The organism is Acinetobacter sp. AS167, assembly GCF_037152175.1.
Taxonomy (GTDB): domain Bacteria; phylum Pseudomonadota; class Gammaproteobacteria; order Pseudomonadales; family Moraxellaceae; genus Acinetobacter.
This window is the reverse complement of sequence record NZ_JBBCMP010000016.1, coordinates 16,215-32,658: the sequence shown is the minus strand read 5'-3', so window position 1 is coordinate 32,658 and position 16,444 is coordinate 16,215. Positions and strand designations below refer to the sequence as shown.

The following is a 16,444-nucleotide window of genomic DNA, read 5'->3' as shown; positions in this document are numbered from 1 at the left end:
GTGAAACTACTTTGTGATTCAAGGGTTCTTTTGCTCAGTTAGATAAAACGAATCGGTTTAAATTCTGGCTCAGGCACATGCGAATCACATTCCTCACCTTCTTCTTTATGCCCTTTATCGATATAACCTGTACGTTCTTTTTCAGGTATATTCTGATGTTCCCAAGCAATCACTGCTTGCATACAGGTTTGACGTTGCTCAGCAGTCAACGCCACACCATTTGGCCATTTACCAATTTCTACCGCAGTTTTTAAACGCTCAACAATGTCAGCATCTAAAATAGAAAGCATCTGTTCAATATTCATGGTCAATCCCGCTGAAAAGAATCAAAATCTTGATTCCAGCCAAGTTTAGTACGACAAGCCATATAGAAGTCATAACCTGGTGGATGTAAAAGTATTAGTTTGAAGGGATGTTTACGAATATGCAAACTATCACCGACATTTAATGAAACGCTATGCTGTCCATCGGCACTGACCATCGGCAACACACGGTTTTCACGAATCAATATCTTAATTTCGCTTTGCCCACCCACCACAATCGGTCTTGATGACAACGTATGTGGGTGCATTGGAACCAAAGCAATCGCATCCATACTTGGATGTAAAATTGGTCCGCCACCAGATAAGGCATATGCCGTTGAACCTGTCGGAGTCGATACAATTAAACCATCGCTGTGTTGGCGATAAACATATTGCCCATCAATGTTCAGCTCAAAATCAATCATATGAACAGATTTACCAGAATGAAGTACCACATCATTCAAAGCGATTGCATCATAAATTATTTCATTTTTACTGCGAATTTCAATTTCCAATAAGAAGCGACGATCAAGCTGAAACTCACCTTTTAAAACTTGATCTAACTTAAACAGCACTTCAGTGGGTTTTATATCTGTTAAAAAACCTAAGCGACCGCGGTTCACCCCAAGTACAGGAATATTGTATTTTACCAATGCACGTGCAGCATGTAATAAAGAACCATCACCACCCACAACAATTACCAAATCAACCACTTCACCGAGCAGATTCTTACTGACAGTTTGTGTATTGGTATAAGGTACAAGTTGTGCTGTAGCAGTATCAAAAACTGGATGCAGACCCAAACTTAATAAATGATCGTGTATAAGACAAAGCGTATCAACCACAGATGATTTATCTGGTCTTCCAATTAAACCGATATTACGAAAGGTCTTTGGTGAAATTTGCACAGACGCGGTAGCTCCACTGAAATTCTGAGATATAATAACACTCTCAGTATATGTTTATAAAATCATTCATATACGAAAAATAACGAGAATGTTTAAAAAGCCTTTAAATTTGTGTATTTCACAGATTTATTATTGCAAAATTAAGAAAAGCTTCGCATGATTAGCGAAAATAAATTTGGGTATTATTATCTGTATATGAAGACCGAACGTGGTATAGGCTTAATTGCACTGATTTTTTGTGTATTAATTATTGCAGTATTTCTCGCATTTAGCGTCTACTTAATTCGCCTCGACAATGTTATTCGAGATAAGTTTGAAGGCAATCGCTGGGATATTCCTGCGAAAGTATTCGCTCGTCCATTAGAAATCTATGCAACTGCGCCAATTGCCCAAATAGAGTTTGAACAAGAACTCAAATTACTCGGTTATAAAAACAGTGATAGCTATACCAAATCGGGAACCTATATTACCCAACCGAATACAATTTACGTTCATACACGTGGCTTTGACTTTGGTGACAGTGTAGATCCAGAACAAGTCCTACAAGTGACCTTTGCTGGTGATACTGTTACAGATGTAAAAGCCACCAAACCGACCAATACTGGGATCGCACGTTTAGAGCCAATGTTAATTGGGGGTATCTACCCGCAACACAATGAAGACCGTGTCCTCATTAAATTAAATAAAGTTCCTAAGCCTTTGATTGAAGCTTTAATCGCGACAGAGGATAGAAACTTTTATCGCCATCATGGTATTTCATTCCGTGGTACAGCGCGTGCATTACTCAGTAACGTGACCGGTGGTAAACGTCAGGGTGGTTCAACACTCACCCAACAGTTGGTTAAGAACTTTTTCTTAACCCCTGAAAAGACCTTAAAACGTAAAGTGAATGAAGCCCTGATGTCGCTGTTATTAGAGCTTCATTACAGCAAAGACGAAATTCTAGAAGCCTATTTAAATGAAGTGAATTTAGGTCAAAGTGGTAACTATTCTGTCAATGGTTATGGCTTAGCTTCACAATTCTATTTCGGCTTACCACTCAGCGAATTAAATATTTCACAACAAGCATTTTTGGTCGGTTTAGTTCAAGGTCCTACCCTATTTAACCCTTGGAAAAATCCTGAAGGCGCAAAAAAACGTCGCGATATTGTGCTAAATAATATGCTGGTGATGGGATACTTAGACCAAGCGCAATATGAAAAAGAAATTGCACGTCCGCTTAATGTGGTTCGTAAACCAACATTAGGTACAGCAAGCTTCCCAGACTTCTTAGATATTGTACGTCGTCAACTTAAAACTGAATACCAAGAATCAGATTTAACCAACCAAGGTTTAAGAATTTTTACGACACTTGATCCAATTGCACAAACTAGAGTGCAAAAGAGCTTTAGAGAAACGGTGAGCCGTTTAGCCAATGCGAACCCAGCAAGATTAAAAGACCTACAAGGCGCTGTTTTAGTTACTCGCCCTGAAAATGGCGAATTAATTGCCGCTGTTGGTTCAACCCAAGACTTTACTGGCTTTAACCGTACTGTAGATGCTAAACGTCAAGTGGGTTCTTTGCTTAAACCTGTGATTTATTTAAGCGCGTTGGAATCAGGTCGTTATAACTGGGCATCACAAATCGAAGATGCGCCAATTAGTTTACCTGTCAGTGGTAATCAAACTTGGACACCAAAGAACTATAGCGGAACAGGTCATGGCTATGTTCCGATGTCTCAAGCTTTAGCAAACTCATATAACTTGTCTGCTGTGCGTTTAGGTAATGAATTTGGGATCTCTACTTTTAGCAATAACTTGTCTAAATTTGGCGTGACCTCAAAGATTCCAAACTACCCATCTATTTTCCTTGGGGCTGTTGATATGTCACCAATGGAGGTGATGAGTATTTATGGTAACTTTGCAACAGGTGGATTTAAATATCCAACCAAAGCTATCCGTACTGTTGTAGATTCTAATGGTCGTTTATTGGAACGTTTTGGTTTAAATGTACAACAGACCATAGACCCTTCTGCTGCCTTCTTATTGAACTTTGGCTTACAACAAGTTATGTCTGCGGGTACGGGTAAAGCGGCTTACAACACATTACCTGCTGATCTCAAACTTGCGGGTAAATCAGGTACAACCAACGATACCCGTGATTCTTGGTTTGCTGGATACTCAGGCAATAATTTAGCAGTGGTGTGGTTAGGCTTAGACAACAATAAAATTACTGGGCTTACAGGTTCATCAGGTGCATTACCTGTCTGGATCAATGTCATGAAGCAATTACGCCAAAAACCAGTGAATTTACGTCAAACAGATGATATTTCATGGCAATGGATTGACTCTCGAACTGGGGAGCTTTCAGCACAAGGCTGTGAAGGCGCGCTATATATTCCATTATTACGCCACACTGTCCCTAATCGTGCGACAGAGTGCGGCATGCCATATTATCAAGTTGATCCTCAATCCACACCTGATACGCAACAAAACACTTCACAACCACATTCAAGTGATAGTATAGAAAACTATATTCGCGAAAGTGAAGACAGTTTAGATCAGGACTCAAGAGGTCATGTGATCTCGAGTGGTAGTTATAACAACTAGGGTCTGTTAAATATACGGGTAAATTGGCTTTAAATAGGAATTTGTGATGAAACGAAATGTAAGCACAATCGCTTATATTCTAAGTTTAAGCGGACTATTAACTTTGGCTGGGTGTCAAACAACACCCCAACAAAATTCTAAACCGAGCAAATCTGTTGAAAAGCCAAAATCTAAACAACCTGACTATGGGGTTGCTACACCAGATGGGGTAAAAATTACCCCTTATGAACGCCCTGAAATTAAACGTGAAAAAGTTCCTGTCGTGATTGCTCCGCAATCCAAGCCTCAAACGCAAAAATTTGAGGATGGGGAAAATATCCCAGCATTTAAACAGCTCATCCAACAAACTCAAACCGCATATCAAAAGGGCCAATGGGATGAAGCTGAACGTTATGCAATCCATGCACAACGTATAGCACCACAATCGGCACAAGTGTTCTCTTATTTGGCTCAAATTGCCAATCAGAAGAAACAGTATGCGAATGCTGAATCTCTAGCGCGACGTGGTTTAAGTTATGCGCAAAGTCCATCCCAAAAGAAAACCTTTTGGAATGTTATTTTGCAGGCTGCTCAGCAATTAAAAAGTCAACAGAGCATTGCAGAAGCGCAAAAACAGTTACAACGCTTATAACTGTTTAAGCCAATATCTCTGCTCGATTAAAAATTTCGAATCCCAGCAATCCCGTATGCATAATGCTGTTGTGCAATCGCTAAATCAGCTTGGCTTAATCCGCCCAATGCAAAGATGGGTAAATCACAGGTCTTGGCATATTCAGCAAATTTTTCCCATCCAAGCGCATGGGCTTCAGGATGGGTCTGGGTTGCAAATACGGGACTTAAAATCACAGCATCAAAACCCAATGTCTGTGCTCGCTGTATAGACACCAGATCATGACATGCTGCTATACAACGTAGACCGATTGGTAACTGCCCAATGTGTAAATCCATCAATTGATGCTGTTTATAATGTACAGCAGCTATACTTTTTTGAAGATGCTCAGACAACTGTTGCCACAGCTCTATATTGACAATCAAGCGAGATAAGGCATTTGGAGCTAACTGTGAAATTTGTGTTACAGCAACCTGATCTGCAATCGTTCTAAAATAAAAAAATTGCGCATTGTCATTTGGACTTTTTTCTATGCTCAATGCTGAAAGATTGTCGGAGATTTTAATTTGATGCGACCAGTACAAGCGTTGAATGATCGCTTGATTGGCTTTAGGAAAATTAAGCGCAAATAGTTGATCACGTCCATACCATGTCCAAGGTTTCTGAATATCATGCAAATATTGTTCAGGAACCGTAGCATGAAAAAAATGGAGAAACACTTCAACATCATCATAAACATGATGAATCAGGTCAAAAGCACGCCATTGCTCGATACCTATTCCAACTTCCTCAAAGATCTCTCGACGACATGCTTCGACAGGTGTTTCCCCTGCTTCAATTTTGCCACCAGGAAATTCATATTTATTACCCTGATGCTGATCTGCATTGCGCCAACCGACCAACACCTTCCCACGATGAAGTAATAAAGCAATAGCCACATGAATACTGGGTTTAGACATAAAAATCGACACCTGAATTTTTAATGAATTGTAAGCAATTATAGAAATTTTATAAATGATAAAAATTATCGTTGACAGATCTATTCGATAATGATTATCATTTAAATCACTTAGACAGCACCCCACACGGAGTAACAATAATGAACGCACCTTTTAGCCTATTCACACGTAACACAGAAGCTCACCAATCTCTTCCGATGTTACATTCAAATAACTTATTTGCATTAGGGCGCGAAATTCGCATCATGCATGCTGGAGAAGAATATCGCTTACGTTTAACACGTAACAATCGTCTAATTTTGACCAAATAACTATAAAAACATTAAGTTAAAACAAAAAACGTGGGAACAAGCAGTATGAATCAGCGCATACTGCTTTTTAATTTTGTCAGTTGAATTTTAATGCTTGTCTATTGATTTTTATACAACACCCTATCTCTATAAAACAATCCACCAATGAAATGTTAAACATTCAATAAAAATGCCCATTTAATCGCACAGCTTTAACGTAAATAAACACAAACGCTTAAACCACCATATTCGGAAGCAGTAAACTGAATCTCTCCATGATGCAGATCGATCACCTTTTTACAAATTGACAAACCCAAGCCTGAACCTTGTGTTTTGCTCCCCAAAGCTCGGTAAAAACGTTCACCTAAACGATCTAGGATGTCTTGAGGAATACCCTCACCATCATTTTGGATTTCAAAGAAATTACAATTATTTAATGGTCCAATCTGAATATAAATATTGCCCTGTAATGGCGTATAACGAATTGCATTATCGACAAGATTGCGAATACAAATAAACAGTAATTCTTCATTTACATAGACCTGAACATCTTCGCTTTGAATATGAATCTGAATCTGCTTGTCATCTATAAATGGGGCCAAGCTATTTAACACATGCTGAGTCATTTGCCCCAGACTTATCCAAGTCTTCGGTAATTCACTGGCATCCGCTGGATCTAATCGTGCCAAAAGCAAAAGATTTTCAAGGACCAGCGTTCCTCGATTCACATCATTTTGAATACTATTGAGTTGCTGATAAATCTCAGGAACCTCTGCATATTTGCGTTGTAATAACTGCAAACGCATTTGTATCGCAGAAAGTGGCGAACGTAATTCATGTGATGCATCTGCGGTAAAACGTTGTTCAGCAATTAAAGCTTGATCTAGTCGAACAAGCATTTGATTAAGCTGATTAACCATCGGCTCAAGTTCTTTAAATGCAGGTTGTCGCTGAATTAAGCTGAGATCATTGGCATTTTTCTCAGCAATTTCCGTCGAAAGCAGTTGAATGGATTTAAATTGTTTTTTAACTGAGAAATGTAAAATCAGCCATTGCAGCAACCAGAGACTTAATAAAACCAATAAATAGCTGATAAAACTTTGTAATAAGTCTTTAAAACGGACACTTAAGGGCTGTACAACATAGACGCTTAACTGAGAATCTTGATCAATCGCTCGGTAGCTACGTAACAACTTATCCTTTGACCAAATAAATCCATATCCATTTCCTTCATGTTCAGATAGGAGATTGGCTTGACCTTGTTGCAAATCAAATTCGGGTGAGTGGGTCAACATCACCTCACCATTCATCAATCGGTACTGAATATCAAATTCATCACTTAACTCATCCAATTGAAAACCAGAAGTCGCACTTAAATCTGAGATCAGAAGCATATCTGCAACTTCATCCATGATTTCATCTTGTACCTTCATATTGTGATAAATCGAAAGGCTCACCAAAAGTATCAGCGCAAAAATACCTGCCACAATTGAACTGAGCATGGAGGTCTTAATCAGCTTGGTTTGTAGTGATACTGCCTGTGTCATATTCATCCTATTGAAATCATTAAAAGTAATGATGAAATATTCAATCTTGCTCTTTATTCATACGATAGCCCAAGCCACGGATTGTTTTGATCAAATGTCCACCAATCTTCTTACGCAATTGATAGATATAAACTTCAATCGCATTACTTTCAATTTCATCTCCCCAAGCATAAAGTGATTCTTCCAATTGCTCACGTGTCACAATATGTTCAGGCTTTTGCATCAATTTATATAAAATTTGAAATTCTTTTGCGGTGAGATGAACAACTTGCTGATCCTGAAATACCGTTTTCGCTTGAGTATCTAACACTAAATTTTCATATTTTATTTCATGTAAATTTGTGACTTGAGTTTGTCTGAGCTGTGCCCGTACTCGGGCAGATAATTCTTCTAAACTAAAAGGCTTTACCAGATAGTCATTTGCACCGAGATCCAAACCTTGCACACGATCTTGAATACTGTCTCTCGCCGTAAGAAAAATCACAGGAATTTCTGGAAATTGACGTTTTAACAGTTTGAGAATTTCATCACCAGTGGCTTTGGGCAAACCACGATCTAATAAGATACAGTCATATTGATGCTGTTCTATGGCTAAAATTGCATGATCACCACGTTCAACCCAATCTATATTGTAGCCATCCATTTCCAACCAAGATTTAATACTTTCAGCTTGTGAACTATCATCTTCAGCGAGCAAAATTCGCATAGAACCTCTCTCCTTTTAGGCAGACAAAGCCTTGATCAAAATAAAATCTGCTGTTTGTTGCTGTTCATACTTATTGAACATAGGTAAAGACCACATGCATACACATGTAGTCTTAGAGAATATAACTAGAATCTGCTGTGATTTGTTTTAATGGATAAAATAATTAAAAATTCACGGCATCCACATCAATTTCTACACGTTTTGTCGGTTTATAATCGATATCGACCTCACCAAACAATGTCACTGTAGCATTTGCCGCGATCGGTTTACCTTGCCATAATTCATCATCAATATCGACAGTAATGCTACCTGTGCTATCACGGAATTGATATTTTTCGTCACCGATTGCTTTGACCACGTTACCACGAAGCTGCACTTTGGTATCATCTTTCAATGTTAAAGCTTGTTTTACTGTGGTTAAACTTGGTGTAAGCGCTGATTGATTTACTGCTGTGTTTGCAGTGGCAAAACTTGTTAAACCAATCAAGCTTGTGGTTAAAATTGTTTTCGCAAGGATGTTCATTGTTGTGTCCTCATATCGGTTCATCGTTTCGATAGAAGCATTAAAACAAACCAACATGAGGTGAATCTTAGGATTTCTTCATTTGCTATTTTAAGTCAAAATTAATTTAAAGGCACAACTCTAAGGACTTCTTCCAGCGTGGTTATGCCTTCTAATACTTTACGTGCACCAGCAATTCTTAATGGTTCAATGCCTTCTTTTTTTGCCTGCATTTTTAAATCATCTAAAGTCACGCCTGCACTAATTCTCTGCTTTGCCTCAAGGCTAATTGGCATAAACTCGTAAATCCCAACACGACCTTTATAACCTGTTTGACGGCATTCCTCACACCCAACTGCTTTATATACAAAATTAGGCATTTTGGTCTGATAGCCAAATGTCAAATGTTTCCACTCTTGTTCATTGATAAAGGTTTCTTGTTTGCAATGCGGACAAAGCTTACGCACTAAACGCTGAGCCAATACTCCCAAAATCGTTGCAGCGGTTAAAAAAGGTTGCACACCTAAATCATGCAAACGTGTCAGACTTGATGGCGCATCATTGGTATGCAGAGTTGAAAGCACTAAATGACCTGTTAACGCAGCCTGAATGGCCATGTTGGCAGTATCTTGGTCACGAATTTCTCCAACCATAATAATATCTGGATCTTGACGCATCAAAGCACGGATACCATCAGCGAAACCTAGCTCAATCCCTTGATTGACCTGCATCTGGTTAAAACTTGGCTCCAACATCTCAATTGGATCTTCAATGGTACAGACGTTCACTTGCTCGGTTGCCAATTGTTTTAACGAAGAATAAAGCGTGGTAGTTTTACCTGAACCTGTGGGGCCAGTCACCAAAATAATGCCATGACTATGTTGAGTTAAAGCATGCCATTGTGCCAATAAATGTTCATCAAAACCTAATTGTTGGAAACTTCGTACCAAAACTTCTGGGTCGAAGATACGCATCACCAACTTTTCACCAAAAGCAGTTGGCAAAGTTGAAAGACGTAGCTCGGTTTCTTGCCCTTTCGGTGTTCGTGTTTTTAAACGCCCATCCTGAGGTTTACGTTTTTCTGCAACATTCATACGGCCTAAAATTTTAATCCGTGAAATAACTGCGGTTAAGGTATTGGCTGGCATATTATAAATTGTATGCAGTACCCCATCGATACGAAAACGAATTTTACCTTTTTCCTTACGCGGTTCTAAGTGAATATCACTCGCCCCTTGCTCAAAAGCAAACTGTAAAACCCAATCGACAAGTTTCACAATATGCTGATCATTGGCATCTGGATTCTGGGTATCACCCAATTGTAAAAGTGCTTCTACACCCTTATTTTCTTTATCATAGGCACTGGATTTTTGTGAGTTGCTGACCGCTTTACTGACTTGATAGTACTCAGTTAAATAACGTTGTAATAACTCAGGATTCAATACTACTTTTTCGATTTTTTTTGGACTTAAACTACGTTCTAAATTATGTACCCAATCCGTTATAAAAGGCTGTGCTGTACCAATCAGAATTTTATCGGCACTGACTTCAACTGCTAAAATTTTATTTCTTATTGCAAACTCTTGTGACATGACATTGGTTAGTGAAGTCACATCGGCCTTTAATGGATCAATCGTAAATGAATTGAGTTCGGCTTTTTCAGCTAACCATTCTGTTAGCGTAGTCAATGTCAGTCTTTTTATTGGATTTTTAGCATCGACGAGCTTAAAGCTGGCAATCCATTGCAAAGGATGCCACTTCAACTGATCGCGTTGTCGATGGGTGGTTTGTACCAATAGTTTTTCACGCTCTGTAATACGACCATCTTTTAATAATTGTTCTAAACACCAAGCTGTATCAATTTCAAAATTAAATTGCATTGTTATATCCCCGAAACTCAATCTACTATAACAAAATTAATTGTTGTATTTCTTGGATTTTCTAAATTCAATAATGTATTTAACGTAAGGCTAAAAAATAAACTTTTGTTTTTCTAAAACTTTGCGATACATTGAAATCATTCTATTAATTCATGGTCTTATTTGGAGAGCACTATGAATTTTATATCGCTATATCCATTTTCATTTGGCTCTTATACTGATTTCCTCACCATCATTGCGGCTGCATTGGGTTGTGGTCTACTTATCGGTCTTGAACGTGAACGAAGTCAGCAACGTGAAAATCAAAATAGTTTTGCGGGTTTAAGGTCTTTTGCTATTTGTGCTTTACTTGGTGCTGTTTGTTTTTTGTTTGGTCCCTATTTTGGCATTGTGGGTGCATTCATTACAGGTGGTATCGTCATTTATTCTTTAAAGAATCAAACTGATGATCCCGGTATAACTACTGAAATTGCATTTATACTCACTTATTTTATCGGTGGAATGTGCGTTTGGAATATTTCTTTTGCCGCAGGTTTATCGGTCATCCTCACCGTCTTGTTGATGACCAAACATTCTATGCATGGCATTGCCGGGAAATGGATTACAGAATCTGAATTTAAAGATGGAATTTTCTTACTGGCATTGTTATTAATTGCATTGCCACTGACACCAAACAAAGCTTTATGGGGTGCTGTGCTTAACCCCTATGTTATTTTAAAATTACTCACCTTAATCTTGGCGGTGCAAGCACTTGCACATATTGCCAAACGATTATTGTCATCAAAAAATGCTATGCTGTTGTCTTCGCTTGCTTCAGGTTTTGTTTCCAGTACCGCTACCATTGCCAGCTTAGGATTAGAAGTCCGAAATGGACGTGCAGAAGCCAAAGCCAATGCTGGGGCAGCATTAATGTCTTGCGTGGCAACCCTACTACAACTCATGATTATTGTGATTGGTATCAGTATTACTTGGTTCAAACTCATTGTACTGCCCTGCCTAATCGCTATCGCGATACTAACCATTTTTGCCTTATGGTTTATGCGTCACACACAACCGATTGAGAATAACCAGCTTGTAGATAGTCGTATGTTTAGTCTAAATGAAGCAGCCATTATTGCAGTGTCGTTAACCTTGATTCAGGCGGGTGTATATGGGCTAAATCTTTTATTGGGTGATGCGGGTTTAATTGCAGGTACGCTTTTGGCCTCATTATTTGAAATTCATGGCGCTTTGGCCACAATTGTCATTCAGGGAGAACCGAGTAATCACATCTTATCTCTCGCCTTTGTTTTAGGTTTAGCAGCACATGCCATTGCGAAATCGATAAATGCATTTTTAAGTGGTGGCAGCCGCTATGCCTTGATCTTTGCTCCAATTCAAATTTTGCATATGACGATGTTTATTACAGTTTTTGTTTGGGTTCTTCAATATTAAAGCACTTTTTGCAAGGATGAAATTGAAAAGCAGCAAAATTATTTTAAGATTTCGATCAATATATAATTATAAAAATTAAGAGAATTTTAAAATTTCATCAAAAAAACGTTGAAAAAATAAAATGTTTAAATATGATGACAGCGAGAATTTTTATACTCATAAATTTTAATATTTTATAATTTGGAATAATTCATGAAAATTAAATTACTGTCTTTTACCATCATTTCTTCATTATTTTTAACCGCATGTGGAGGTGATTCAGATGCTGGGGATTATACAACAAACAATGAGTCTGAATGGTTTGGATATGAAACTGGCGCTTCAACCCAAGACATTAACCTCTTTACTAAAGTAAAGTTTAGTTTTAACAATAAGCAAATGTACATCAATGGTGAATATAACGTTGATGGTTCAACACAGTTCCTTTCATCTGATCTTTTAAGTGATTATCTAGCAACAGATGGACTCTATGATGCGCCTAAAAGTAAAACTGATTTTGGCTATCAATATGCAACGCTGAAATCGCAAACAGCGACAGTTTGGACATTTACACCTTATTCATCACGTAACTATAACCAATTAGAATTAACTGAAAAATTTGAAACAGTCAACTTAACAGGCAAAGCAATTAGTCCATATATCGATGGATTTGAGCATTATGCTGGCTCAAATATTGCGCTTAGCTCAATAGTTGGCACTTATTCTTCATATTATGTGCAAAAACTTAAAGGCAAAACATTCCCGTCTGGATCAACATGTTTACGATCTATTTCCTCTTCAACAAATACAAGCTTCGCTGATCTTTATTCAGGCTATCGTCTGAATAATTACGACCCATCAAAATATTTTAAAGACGGTTATATTTCAACGGTGCTAGGAAAGTTCAACTTAGATTTATCCCGAGACATGCAACTGAATACATCGGTTGATGCTGTAGCTAAAATCGGCTCTGACTATTACCCAGCAAACTATTATACTGCAGGTGAATATGACATACTTTCAAACAAAATTAAGCAATATGAACGAGATTATCAAGACGCTGTTGCTGAGTTTGGTAAAAACAGTATAAATGCTCAGTTACAAGAAGCTTATCTAAATGGCTTAAAGTCAGAATGTACGCTATTTAACAAAACAGCAAGTGCTGCAATTGATGCTGTAAAATAAAAGATATTCTTTTATATAACACTGACTAAATCTTATTTTTAGTCAGTGTTTAAAATAATTTACTCGTTTCAATTTGTAGCTAGAAAAATAACAAAGTTAAAAATCACAGCAGGTTTAACAAAATCTACAACCTTCTATTTCACAATAGTCTAACGATATTTGCCAAATACTTTCCAGAGATTGTTATCCGCTAAAGGATCAGCATAGCTATCATTTCTTGACTTGCGCGGCTTATCGCGGGCATCCACCAATTCAAAATCTTTTTCAGTGCTCAGCACTAAACCATTCACATAAAATCGTGTTCTCGTATATTCACTTTGTCCAAACTGAAAAATATAGGTTCTTAAATCAATGAACTCACGATGTGCAACCAAGGCTGCGGTATCATCACTGTTTAACCACTGTGACATATTTTTAATTTGGCTGGGTTCAAATTGCCCACATTTCTCTACCAATGCAGCAATTCCACGAAAAGTCTTTGATTCTTTGGCACGGGTTTTATTAATCCGAATCCGATCTACATGAAAGAAAAACAAAGGTAAATTTAAATGGCTAGGTAATTGAGCAACATCTAAAACCTCATCATCCATAAAAGGTTGATACAACATTTGTGCCCTTTCAACCAAGCCAAGCCACTGTTTATAGTAGGTATCTACTTCCGATTGTGTCCCATAATAAATAGGCAAACCTTCAACATTGCTCAAGTTTACAGGTGGCCAAATATTTTGACGTAATAATGCAATATCACTTTTCAAGCTTTGTATGGCAATCGCATCTTGCATTATCTACTCCTTGAGTATTTTTTAAGCTTAGGCTATTTGAGTATGCTATAGTTATATCAATGAAACAAGTCTATGAAAAGGAATGATAATGTCCGAAAATAATGATTTTTTTGAAGAATCTGAAGAAGTTGAAGCTGACGAATACTTTTATGAGCGCGCGGATGAATTTATCGCACTTGCCAATCAATTTGCAGATCAAAATCATCAAGTGTCTCACTTGACAGCACACCCGGGAAAGATCAGTGCGTCATTTATGTATGCCAATGCCCGTTATAGCATTTGGCATGCAGCATGCGCTTACCAGCAAGCGCCAGATTTTAAAACAGATCGCCAAGTCATTTTAGACTATTACGTGGAACAATTTAAACTCATGCTTGAAGATCATCTTGATGAATATCAAGAAAATTTTGACAGCTATTTTTCAAATTCAGATACAGAGGAAGTAAAGCGTTTCGTTTAACCTGTGGATTGCCTATAATAGCGCACCAATGAAATACGCTATGTGGAAAAGTCATGTCTCAAAAAATCGATGCTACTGATGTCACCGAAGAAGAAGCCTTAAATGCTGTTTTTTTTGAGCGTGCGGATGAGTTCATCAAACAAGCCAATGAGTTTTGCCGCCCAGCGAAAGGACAGCAACCTAAGCCAGAAGAACTTCGTGGACAAGTCAGCTCAGCAATGCTCTTCGCTACTGCACGTTTTAATACTTGGGTTGCTGCAAACACCTTTAAAGATGGTGATGAAATGCGTGATGCCAAAGAACAAGTCATGTCTTATATATTGCAACAATTCCAAATGATGCTTGAAGACAACTATGATGAGTATTGTGAACAGTTTGAAAATTATCTCCGCTTCCGTAAAAACGAAGATTTTCATACCCACAAACATGATCATGATGACCATGATCATCAACACTAATGTAAGTTAAATCATCTTAGATTGATCTAAGCATTGATAAAATAGCCTCATTAATGAGGCTATTTTTTTATAACTGTTTTGGCAGTCACCCCAAAACAATAAATCAACTGACTCCTTCCAATGGCTTTACTTCATAAATTTTACCAAGCGACAATATTCATCTTTTATAAAATTCATGTATTGTATTTTGATAATAAATAACAATTTGGACGTTATATGCAAGATTTGAATTTTCCAATCATTGACCCACATATTCACCAATGGGATCCCTACAACACCCCTCATGCAGCAGCATTTGCGGTAAAGCTTTTGGGCAAGCATCCATTCCTACTTGATAAAATGGTTCGTTTAGTCAAAGCTAAAGATTTGATTGAAACGGTTGGACTAACGGAACACATTACCCGACCCTATTTACCACAAGACTATAAACATGATCTTGGCTCATATACGGTCGAACAAGTGGTGCATATTGAAGCCAGTTGGGCCAAACAGAAAGGCAAAGGTGTCGTAGGTGAAACAGAATTTATTGAATCCTTACCCTTTAATGAAAATACCGTAAAACTTGGTGGCATCGTGGCTACCGCGGACCCGTGCGATCCTAATTTCAAAAAGATTTTAAAGTTACACCAAAAAGCATCTAAACATTTGCGCGGTATACGCCGCATGGCTTCCTTTCATGAAGATAAAGGCGTGCATAATTGGACGGATCTCCCACACCTATATACTGAGAAAAAGTTCTTAAAAGGCTTTGAACAACTCGCGCAACATAACCTGAGTTTTGATGCTTGGGTGTATTCTCATCAAATTCCCGATGTAATTGAGCTGGCAAAAAAGTTCCCCGAAACCTCAATTGTTTTAGACCACCTTGGTACACCAGTAGGCCTGTTTGGTAAAATTGGACAAAATACAGGCTTATCAAAAACAGCACGTGAAAATATTTTTTATCAATGGCAAGATGCTATTGCTGAATTATCTGCTTATCCAAATGTATATACCAAAATGTCTGGTCTATTTATGCCAGTGCTTGGTCATCAATTTTATAAGAAAAAACAACTGGCCTCTAAGCAACAAATCATTGATCTTGTTGCACCACTAATTCTGCATGCTTTGGAAAGTTTTGGCACCTATCGGGTGATGTTCGCTTCCAATTTCCCAATGGATCGGGTCAATACCAGTCTGGTGAATATCATTGATGCATTTAGTGATATCGTGATGCAATATGATGAAAATGCACTGGAAAATATCTTCCACCATAATGCCAAACAATTCTATCGTTTGTAATTTTACAAGATAAAAGAGGTGTTTACTTAAACACCTCTTCAAACTTATTTACTGATACACATAATTTTTAAGTATAGAATTTTAATTAAATTGAGCAAGAAAGGCTTGAATTGCATGTCGTGCAATTTCAGCATCTTCAAATGATTTCACTCCTGAAATACCCACTGCACCAACCAACTGACCTTGATACAAAATAGGTTCACCACCTTCCAACATCCCTGAGCCGCTCTGCATGGTTAAAAATCCCATTTGACCATTTTTGATAAGGGTCTCATATGATCCTGACGGTCTACGACTTAATGCAGAGCATCTGGCTTTGTCCAAACAGAAATTCGACGTCAATGCAGAAGTACCGTCCATACGCTTCATTGCCAATAAATTGCCCGTTTCATCAACGATGGCAATACTGACATTAAAAGCATGATCAATTGCATATTGATGTGCTTTATTCAATAAAAACTCTGCATCAGATAAGGTTAAATAGTGTTTGGTTTGCATATTTTCTTCCTGAATTATAATGTCTAAAATCACAAAAAAAGCCTGTAGTTTAAGGACTACAGGCTTTTATTCTA

17 protein-coding genes are annotated in these 16,444 nt (G+C 37.8%); 8 read left to right on the top strand and 9 right to left on the bottom strand.

Annotated elements, in window-relative coordinates:
- Positions 1-38: 38 nt before the first annotated feature.
- Both WFN33_RS18565 and WFN33_RS18560 read right to left on the bottom strand, forming a co-directional pair.
- Entirely contained in the window at positions 39-305 is a 267-nt protein-coding gene (locus tag WFN33_RS18565) for a YeaC family protein (protein WP_004721875.1), read from the bottom strand.
- A gap of 2 nt (positions 306-307) precedes the next feature.
- Complete coding sequence (locus WFN33_RS18560; protein ID WP_004721877.1) at positions 308-1,210, bottom strand: NAD(+) kinase; 903 nt, start codon at positions 1,208-1,210, stop codon at positions 308-310.
- Positions 1,211-1,405: 195 nt separating this feature from the next.
- Between WFN33_RS18560 and mrcB the strand changes: the two genes are divergently transcribed.
- Both mrcB and WFN33_RS18550 read left to right on the top strand, forming a co-directional pair.
- Positions 1,406-3,799, top strand: coding sequence for a penicillin-binding protein 1B (mrcB, locus tag WFN33_RS18555; RefSeq protein ID WP_035371136.1), 2,394 nt, complete (start codon positions 1,406-1,408; stop codon positions 3,797-3,799).
- Positions 3,800-3,845: 46 nt separating this feature from the next.
- Positions 3,846-4,430 carry a tetratricopeptide repeat protein gene (locus WFN33_RS18550; protein ID WP_336954506.1) on the top strand — a complete coding sequence of 195 codons (585 nt, stop codon included), beginning with the start codon at positions 3,846-3,848 and terminating at the stop codon, positions 4,428-4,430.
- A 26-nt stretch (positions 4,431-4,456) separates the two neighbouring features.
- On the opposite strand, the gene WFN33_RS18545 is transcribed toward WFN33_RS18550, so the two are convergent.
- On the bottom strand, positions 4,457-5,368 hold the full coding sequence (locus tag WFN33_RS18545; protein WP_336954505.1) for an NUDIX domain-containing protein: 912 nt from the start codon (positions 5,366-5,368) through the stop codon (positions 4,457-4,459).
- Positions 5,369-5,508: 140 nt separating this feature from the next.
- On the opposite strand from WFN33_RS18545, the gene hemP reads away from it, so the two are divergent.
- Positions 5,509-5,679: a hemin uptake protein HemP gene (gene hemP, locus WFN33_RS18540; protein WP_004721884.1), complete on the top strand. Its 171-nt coding sequence runs from the start codon at positions 5,509-5,511 to the stop codon at positions 5,677-5,679.
- A gap of 191 nt (positions 5,680-5,870) precedes the next feature.
- Here the strand turns inward: hemP and WFN33_RS18535 are convergent, their stop codons facing one another.
- The 4 genes from WFN33_RS18535 to WFN33_RS18520 all read right to left on the bottom strand — a co-directional run bounded on the left by WFN33_RS18535 (position 5,871) and on the right by WFN33_RS18520 (position 10,293).
- On the bottom strand, positions 5,871-7,205 hold the full coding sequence (locus WFN33_RS18535) for a sensor histidine kinase (RefSeq protein ID WP_336954504.1): 1,335 nt from the start codon (positions 7,203-7,205) through the stop codon (positions 5,871-5,873).
- Between the two features lie 40 nt (positions 7,206-7,245).
- Positions 7,246-7,911, bottom strand: coding sequence for a response regulator transcription factor (locus tag WFN33_RS18530; RefSeq protein ID WP_004721888.1), 666 nt, complete (start codon positions 7,909-7,911; stop codon positions 7,246-7,248).
- Between the two features lie 163 nt (positions 7,912-8,074).
- Entirely contained in the window at positions 8,075-8,434 is a 360-nt protein-coding gene (locus WFN33_RS18525) for a NirD/YgiW/YdeI family stress tolerance protein (protein ID WP_336954503.1), read from the bottom strand.
- Positions 8,435-8,535: 101 nt separating this feature from the next.
- Positions 8,536-10,293: a GspE/PulE family protein gene (locus WFN33_RS18520; RefSeq protein WP_336954502.1), complete on the bottom strand. Its 1,758-nt coding sequence runs from the start codon at positions 10,291-10,293 to the stop codon at positions 8,536-8,538.
- 174 nt (positions 10,294-10,467) lie between these two features.
- On the opposite strand from WFN33_RS18520, the gene WFN33_RS18515 reads away from it, so the two are divergent.
- The gene (locus WFN33_RS18515; protein WP_336954501.1) at positions 10,468-11,727 is read left to right on the top strand and encodes an MgtC/SapB family protein; all 1,260 of its coding nucleotides are present in this window, start codon (positions 10,468-10,470) and stop codon (positions 11,725-11,727) included.
- Between the two features lie 192 nt (positions 11,728-11,919).
- Positions 11,920-12,891 carry a hypothetical protein gene (locus WFN33_RS18510; RefSeq protein ID WP_336954500.1) on the top strand — a complete coding sequence of 324 codons (972 nt, stop codon included), beginning with the start codon at positions 11,920-11,922 and terminating at the stop codon, positions 12,889-12,891.
- Between the two features lie 149 nt (positions 12,892-13,040).
- Here the strand turns inward: WFN33_RS18510 and WFN33_RS18505 are convergent, their stop codons facing one another.
- Entirely contained in the window at positions 13,041-13,673 is a 633-nt protein-coding gene (locus WFN33_RS18505) for a hypothetical protein (RefSeq protein WP_336954499.1), read from the bottom strand.
- An 88-nt stretch (positions 13,674-13,761) separates the two neighbouring features.
- Here WFN33_RS18505 and WFN33_RS18500 point away from each other — a divergent pair, with 88 nt between their 5' ends.
- From WFN33_RS18500 to WFN33_RS18490, 3 genes are all read left to right on the top strand, one after another.
- Complete coding sequence (locus WFN33_RS18500) at positions 13,762-14,133, top strand: DUF3144 domain-containing protein (RefSeq protein WP_336954498.1); 372 nt, start codon at positions 13,762-13,764, stop codon at positions 14,131-14,133.
- A 53-nt stretch (positions 14,134-14,186) separates the two neighbouring features.
- The gene (locus tag WFN33_RS18495; RefSeq protein ID WP_336954497.1) at positions 14,187-14,591 is read left to right on the top strand and encodes a DUF3144 domain-containing protein; all 405 of its coding nucleotides are present in this window, start codon (positions 14,187-14,189) and stop codon (positions 14,589-14,591) included.
- 216 nt (positions 14,592-14,807) lie between these two features.
- Positions 14,808-15,872 carry an amidohydrolase family protein gene (locus WFN33_RS18490; RefSeq protein ID WP_336954496.1) on the top strand — a complete coding sequence of 355 codons (1,065 nt, stop codon included), beginning with the start codon at positions 14,808-14,810 and terminating at the stop codon, positions 15,870-15,872.
- A gap of 81 nt (positions 15,873-15,953) precedes the next feature.
- Here WFN33_RS18490 and WFN33_RS18485 read toward each other — a convergent pair whose 3' ends face one another.
- Positions 15,954-16,370, bottom strand: a complete 417-nt coding sequence (locus tag WFN33_RS18485) for a GlcG/HbpS family heme-binding protein (RefSeq protein ID WP_336954495.1) — start codon at positions 16,368-16,370, stop codon at positions 15,954-15,956.
- Positions 16,371-16,444 lie beyond the last annotated feature (74 nt).

Coding starts and splice junctions, on each gene's coding strand:
- WFN33_RS18520 (WP_336954502.1), bottom strand. CDS start 10,293: ATGCAATTTAATTTTGAAATTGATACAGCTTGGTGTTTAGAACAATTA.
- WFN33_RS18500 (WP_336954498.1), top strand. CDS start 13,762: ATGTCCGAAAATAATGATTTTTTTGAAGAATCTGAAGAAGTTGAAGCT.
- WFN33_RS18550 (WP_336954506.1), top strand. CDS start 3,846: ATGAAACGAAATGTAAGCACAATCGCTTATATTCTAAGTTTAAGCGGA.
- WFN33_RS18530 (WP_004721888.1), bottom strand. CDS start 7,911: ATGCGAATTTTGCTCGCTGAAGATGATAGTTCACAAGCTGAAAGTATT.
- mrcB (WP_035371136.1), top strand. CDS start 1,406: ATGAAGACCGAACGTGGTATAGGCTTAATTGCACTGATTTTTTGTGTA.
- WFN33_RS18510 (WP_336954500.1), top strand. CDS start 11,920: ATGAAAATTAAATTACTGTCTTTTACCATCATTTCTTCATTATTTTTA.
- WFN33_RS18505 (WP_336954499.1), bottom strand. CDS start 13,673: ATGCAAGATGCGATTGCCATACAAAGCTTGAAAAGTGATATTGCATTA.
- WFN33_RS18495 (WP_336954497.1), top strand. CDS start 14,187: ATGTCTCAAAAAATCGATGCTACTGATGTCACCGAAGAAGAAGCCTTA.
- WFN33_RS18490 (WP_336954496.1), top strand. CDS start 14,808: ATGCAAGATTTGAATTTTCCAATCATTGACCCACATATTCACCAATGG.
- WFN33_RS18535 (WP_336954504.1), bottom strand. CDS start 7,205: ATGACACAGGCAGTATCACTACAAACCAAGCTGATTAAGACCTCCATG.
- hemP (WP_004721884.1), top strand. CDS start 5,509: ATGAACGCACCTTTTAGCCTATTCACACGTAACACAGAAGCTCACCAA.
- WFN33_RS18545 (WP_336954505.1), bottom strand. CDS start 5,368: ATGTCTAAACCCAGTATTCATGTGGCTATTGCTTTATTACTTCATCGT.
- WFN33_RS18565 (WP_004721875.1), bottom strand. CDS start 305: ATGAATATTGAACAGATGCTTTCTATTTTAGATGCTGACATTGTTGAG.
- WFN33_RS18515 (WP_336954501.1), top strand. CDS start 10,468: ATGAATTTTATATCGCTATATCCATTTTCATTTGGCTCTTATACTGAT.
- WFN33_RS18525 (WP_336954503.1), bottom strand. CDS start 8,434: ATGAACATCCTTGCGAAAACAATTTTAACCACAAGCTTGATTGGTTTA.
- WFN33_RS18485 (WP_336954495.1), bottom strand. CDS start 16,370: ATGCAAACCAAACACTATTTAACCTTATCTGATGCAGAGTTTTTATTG.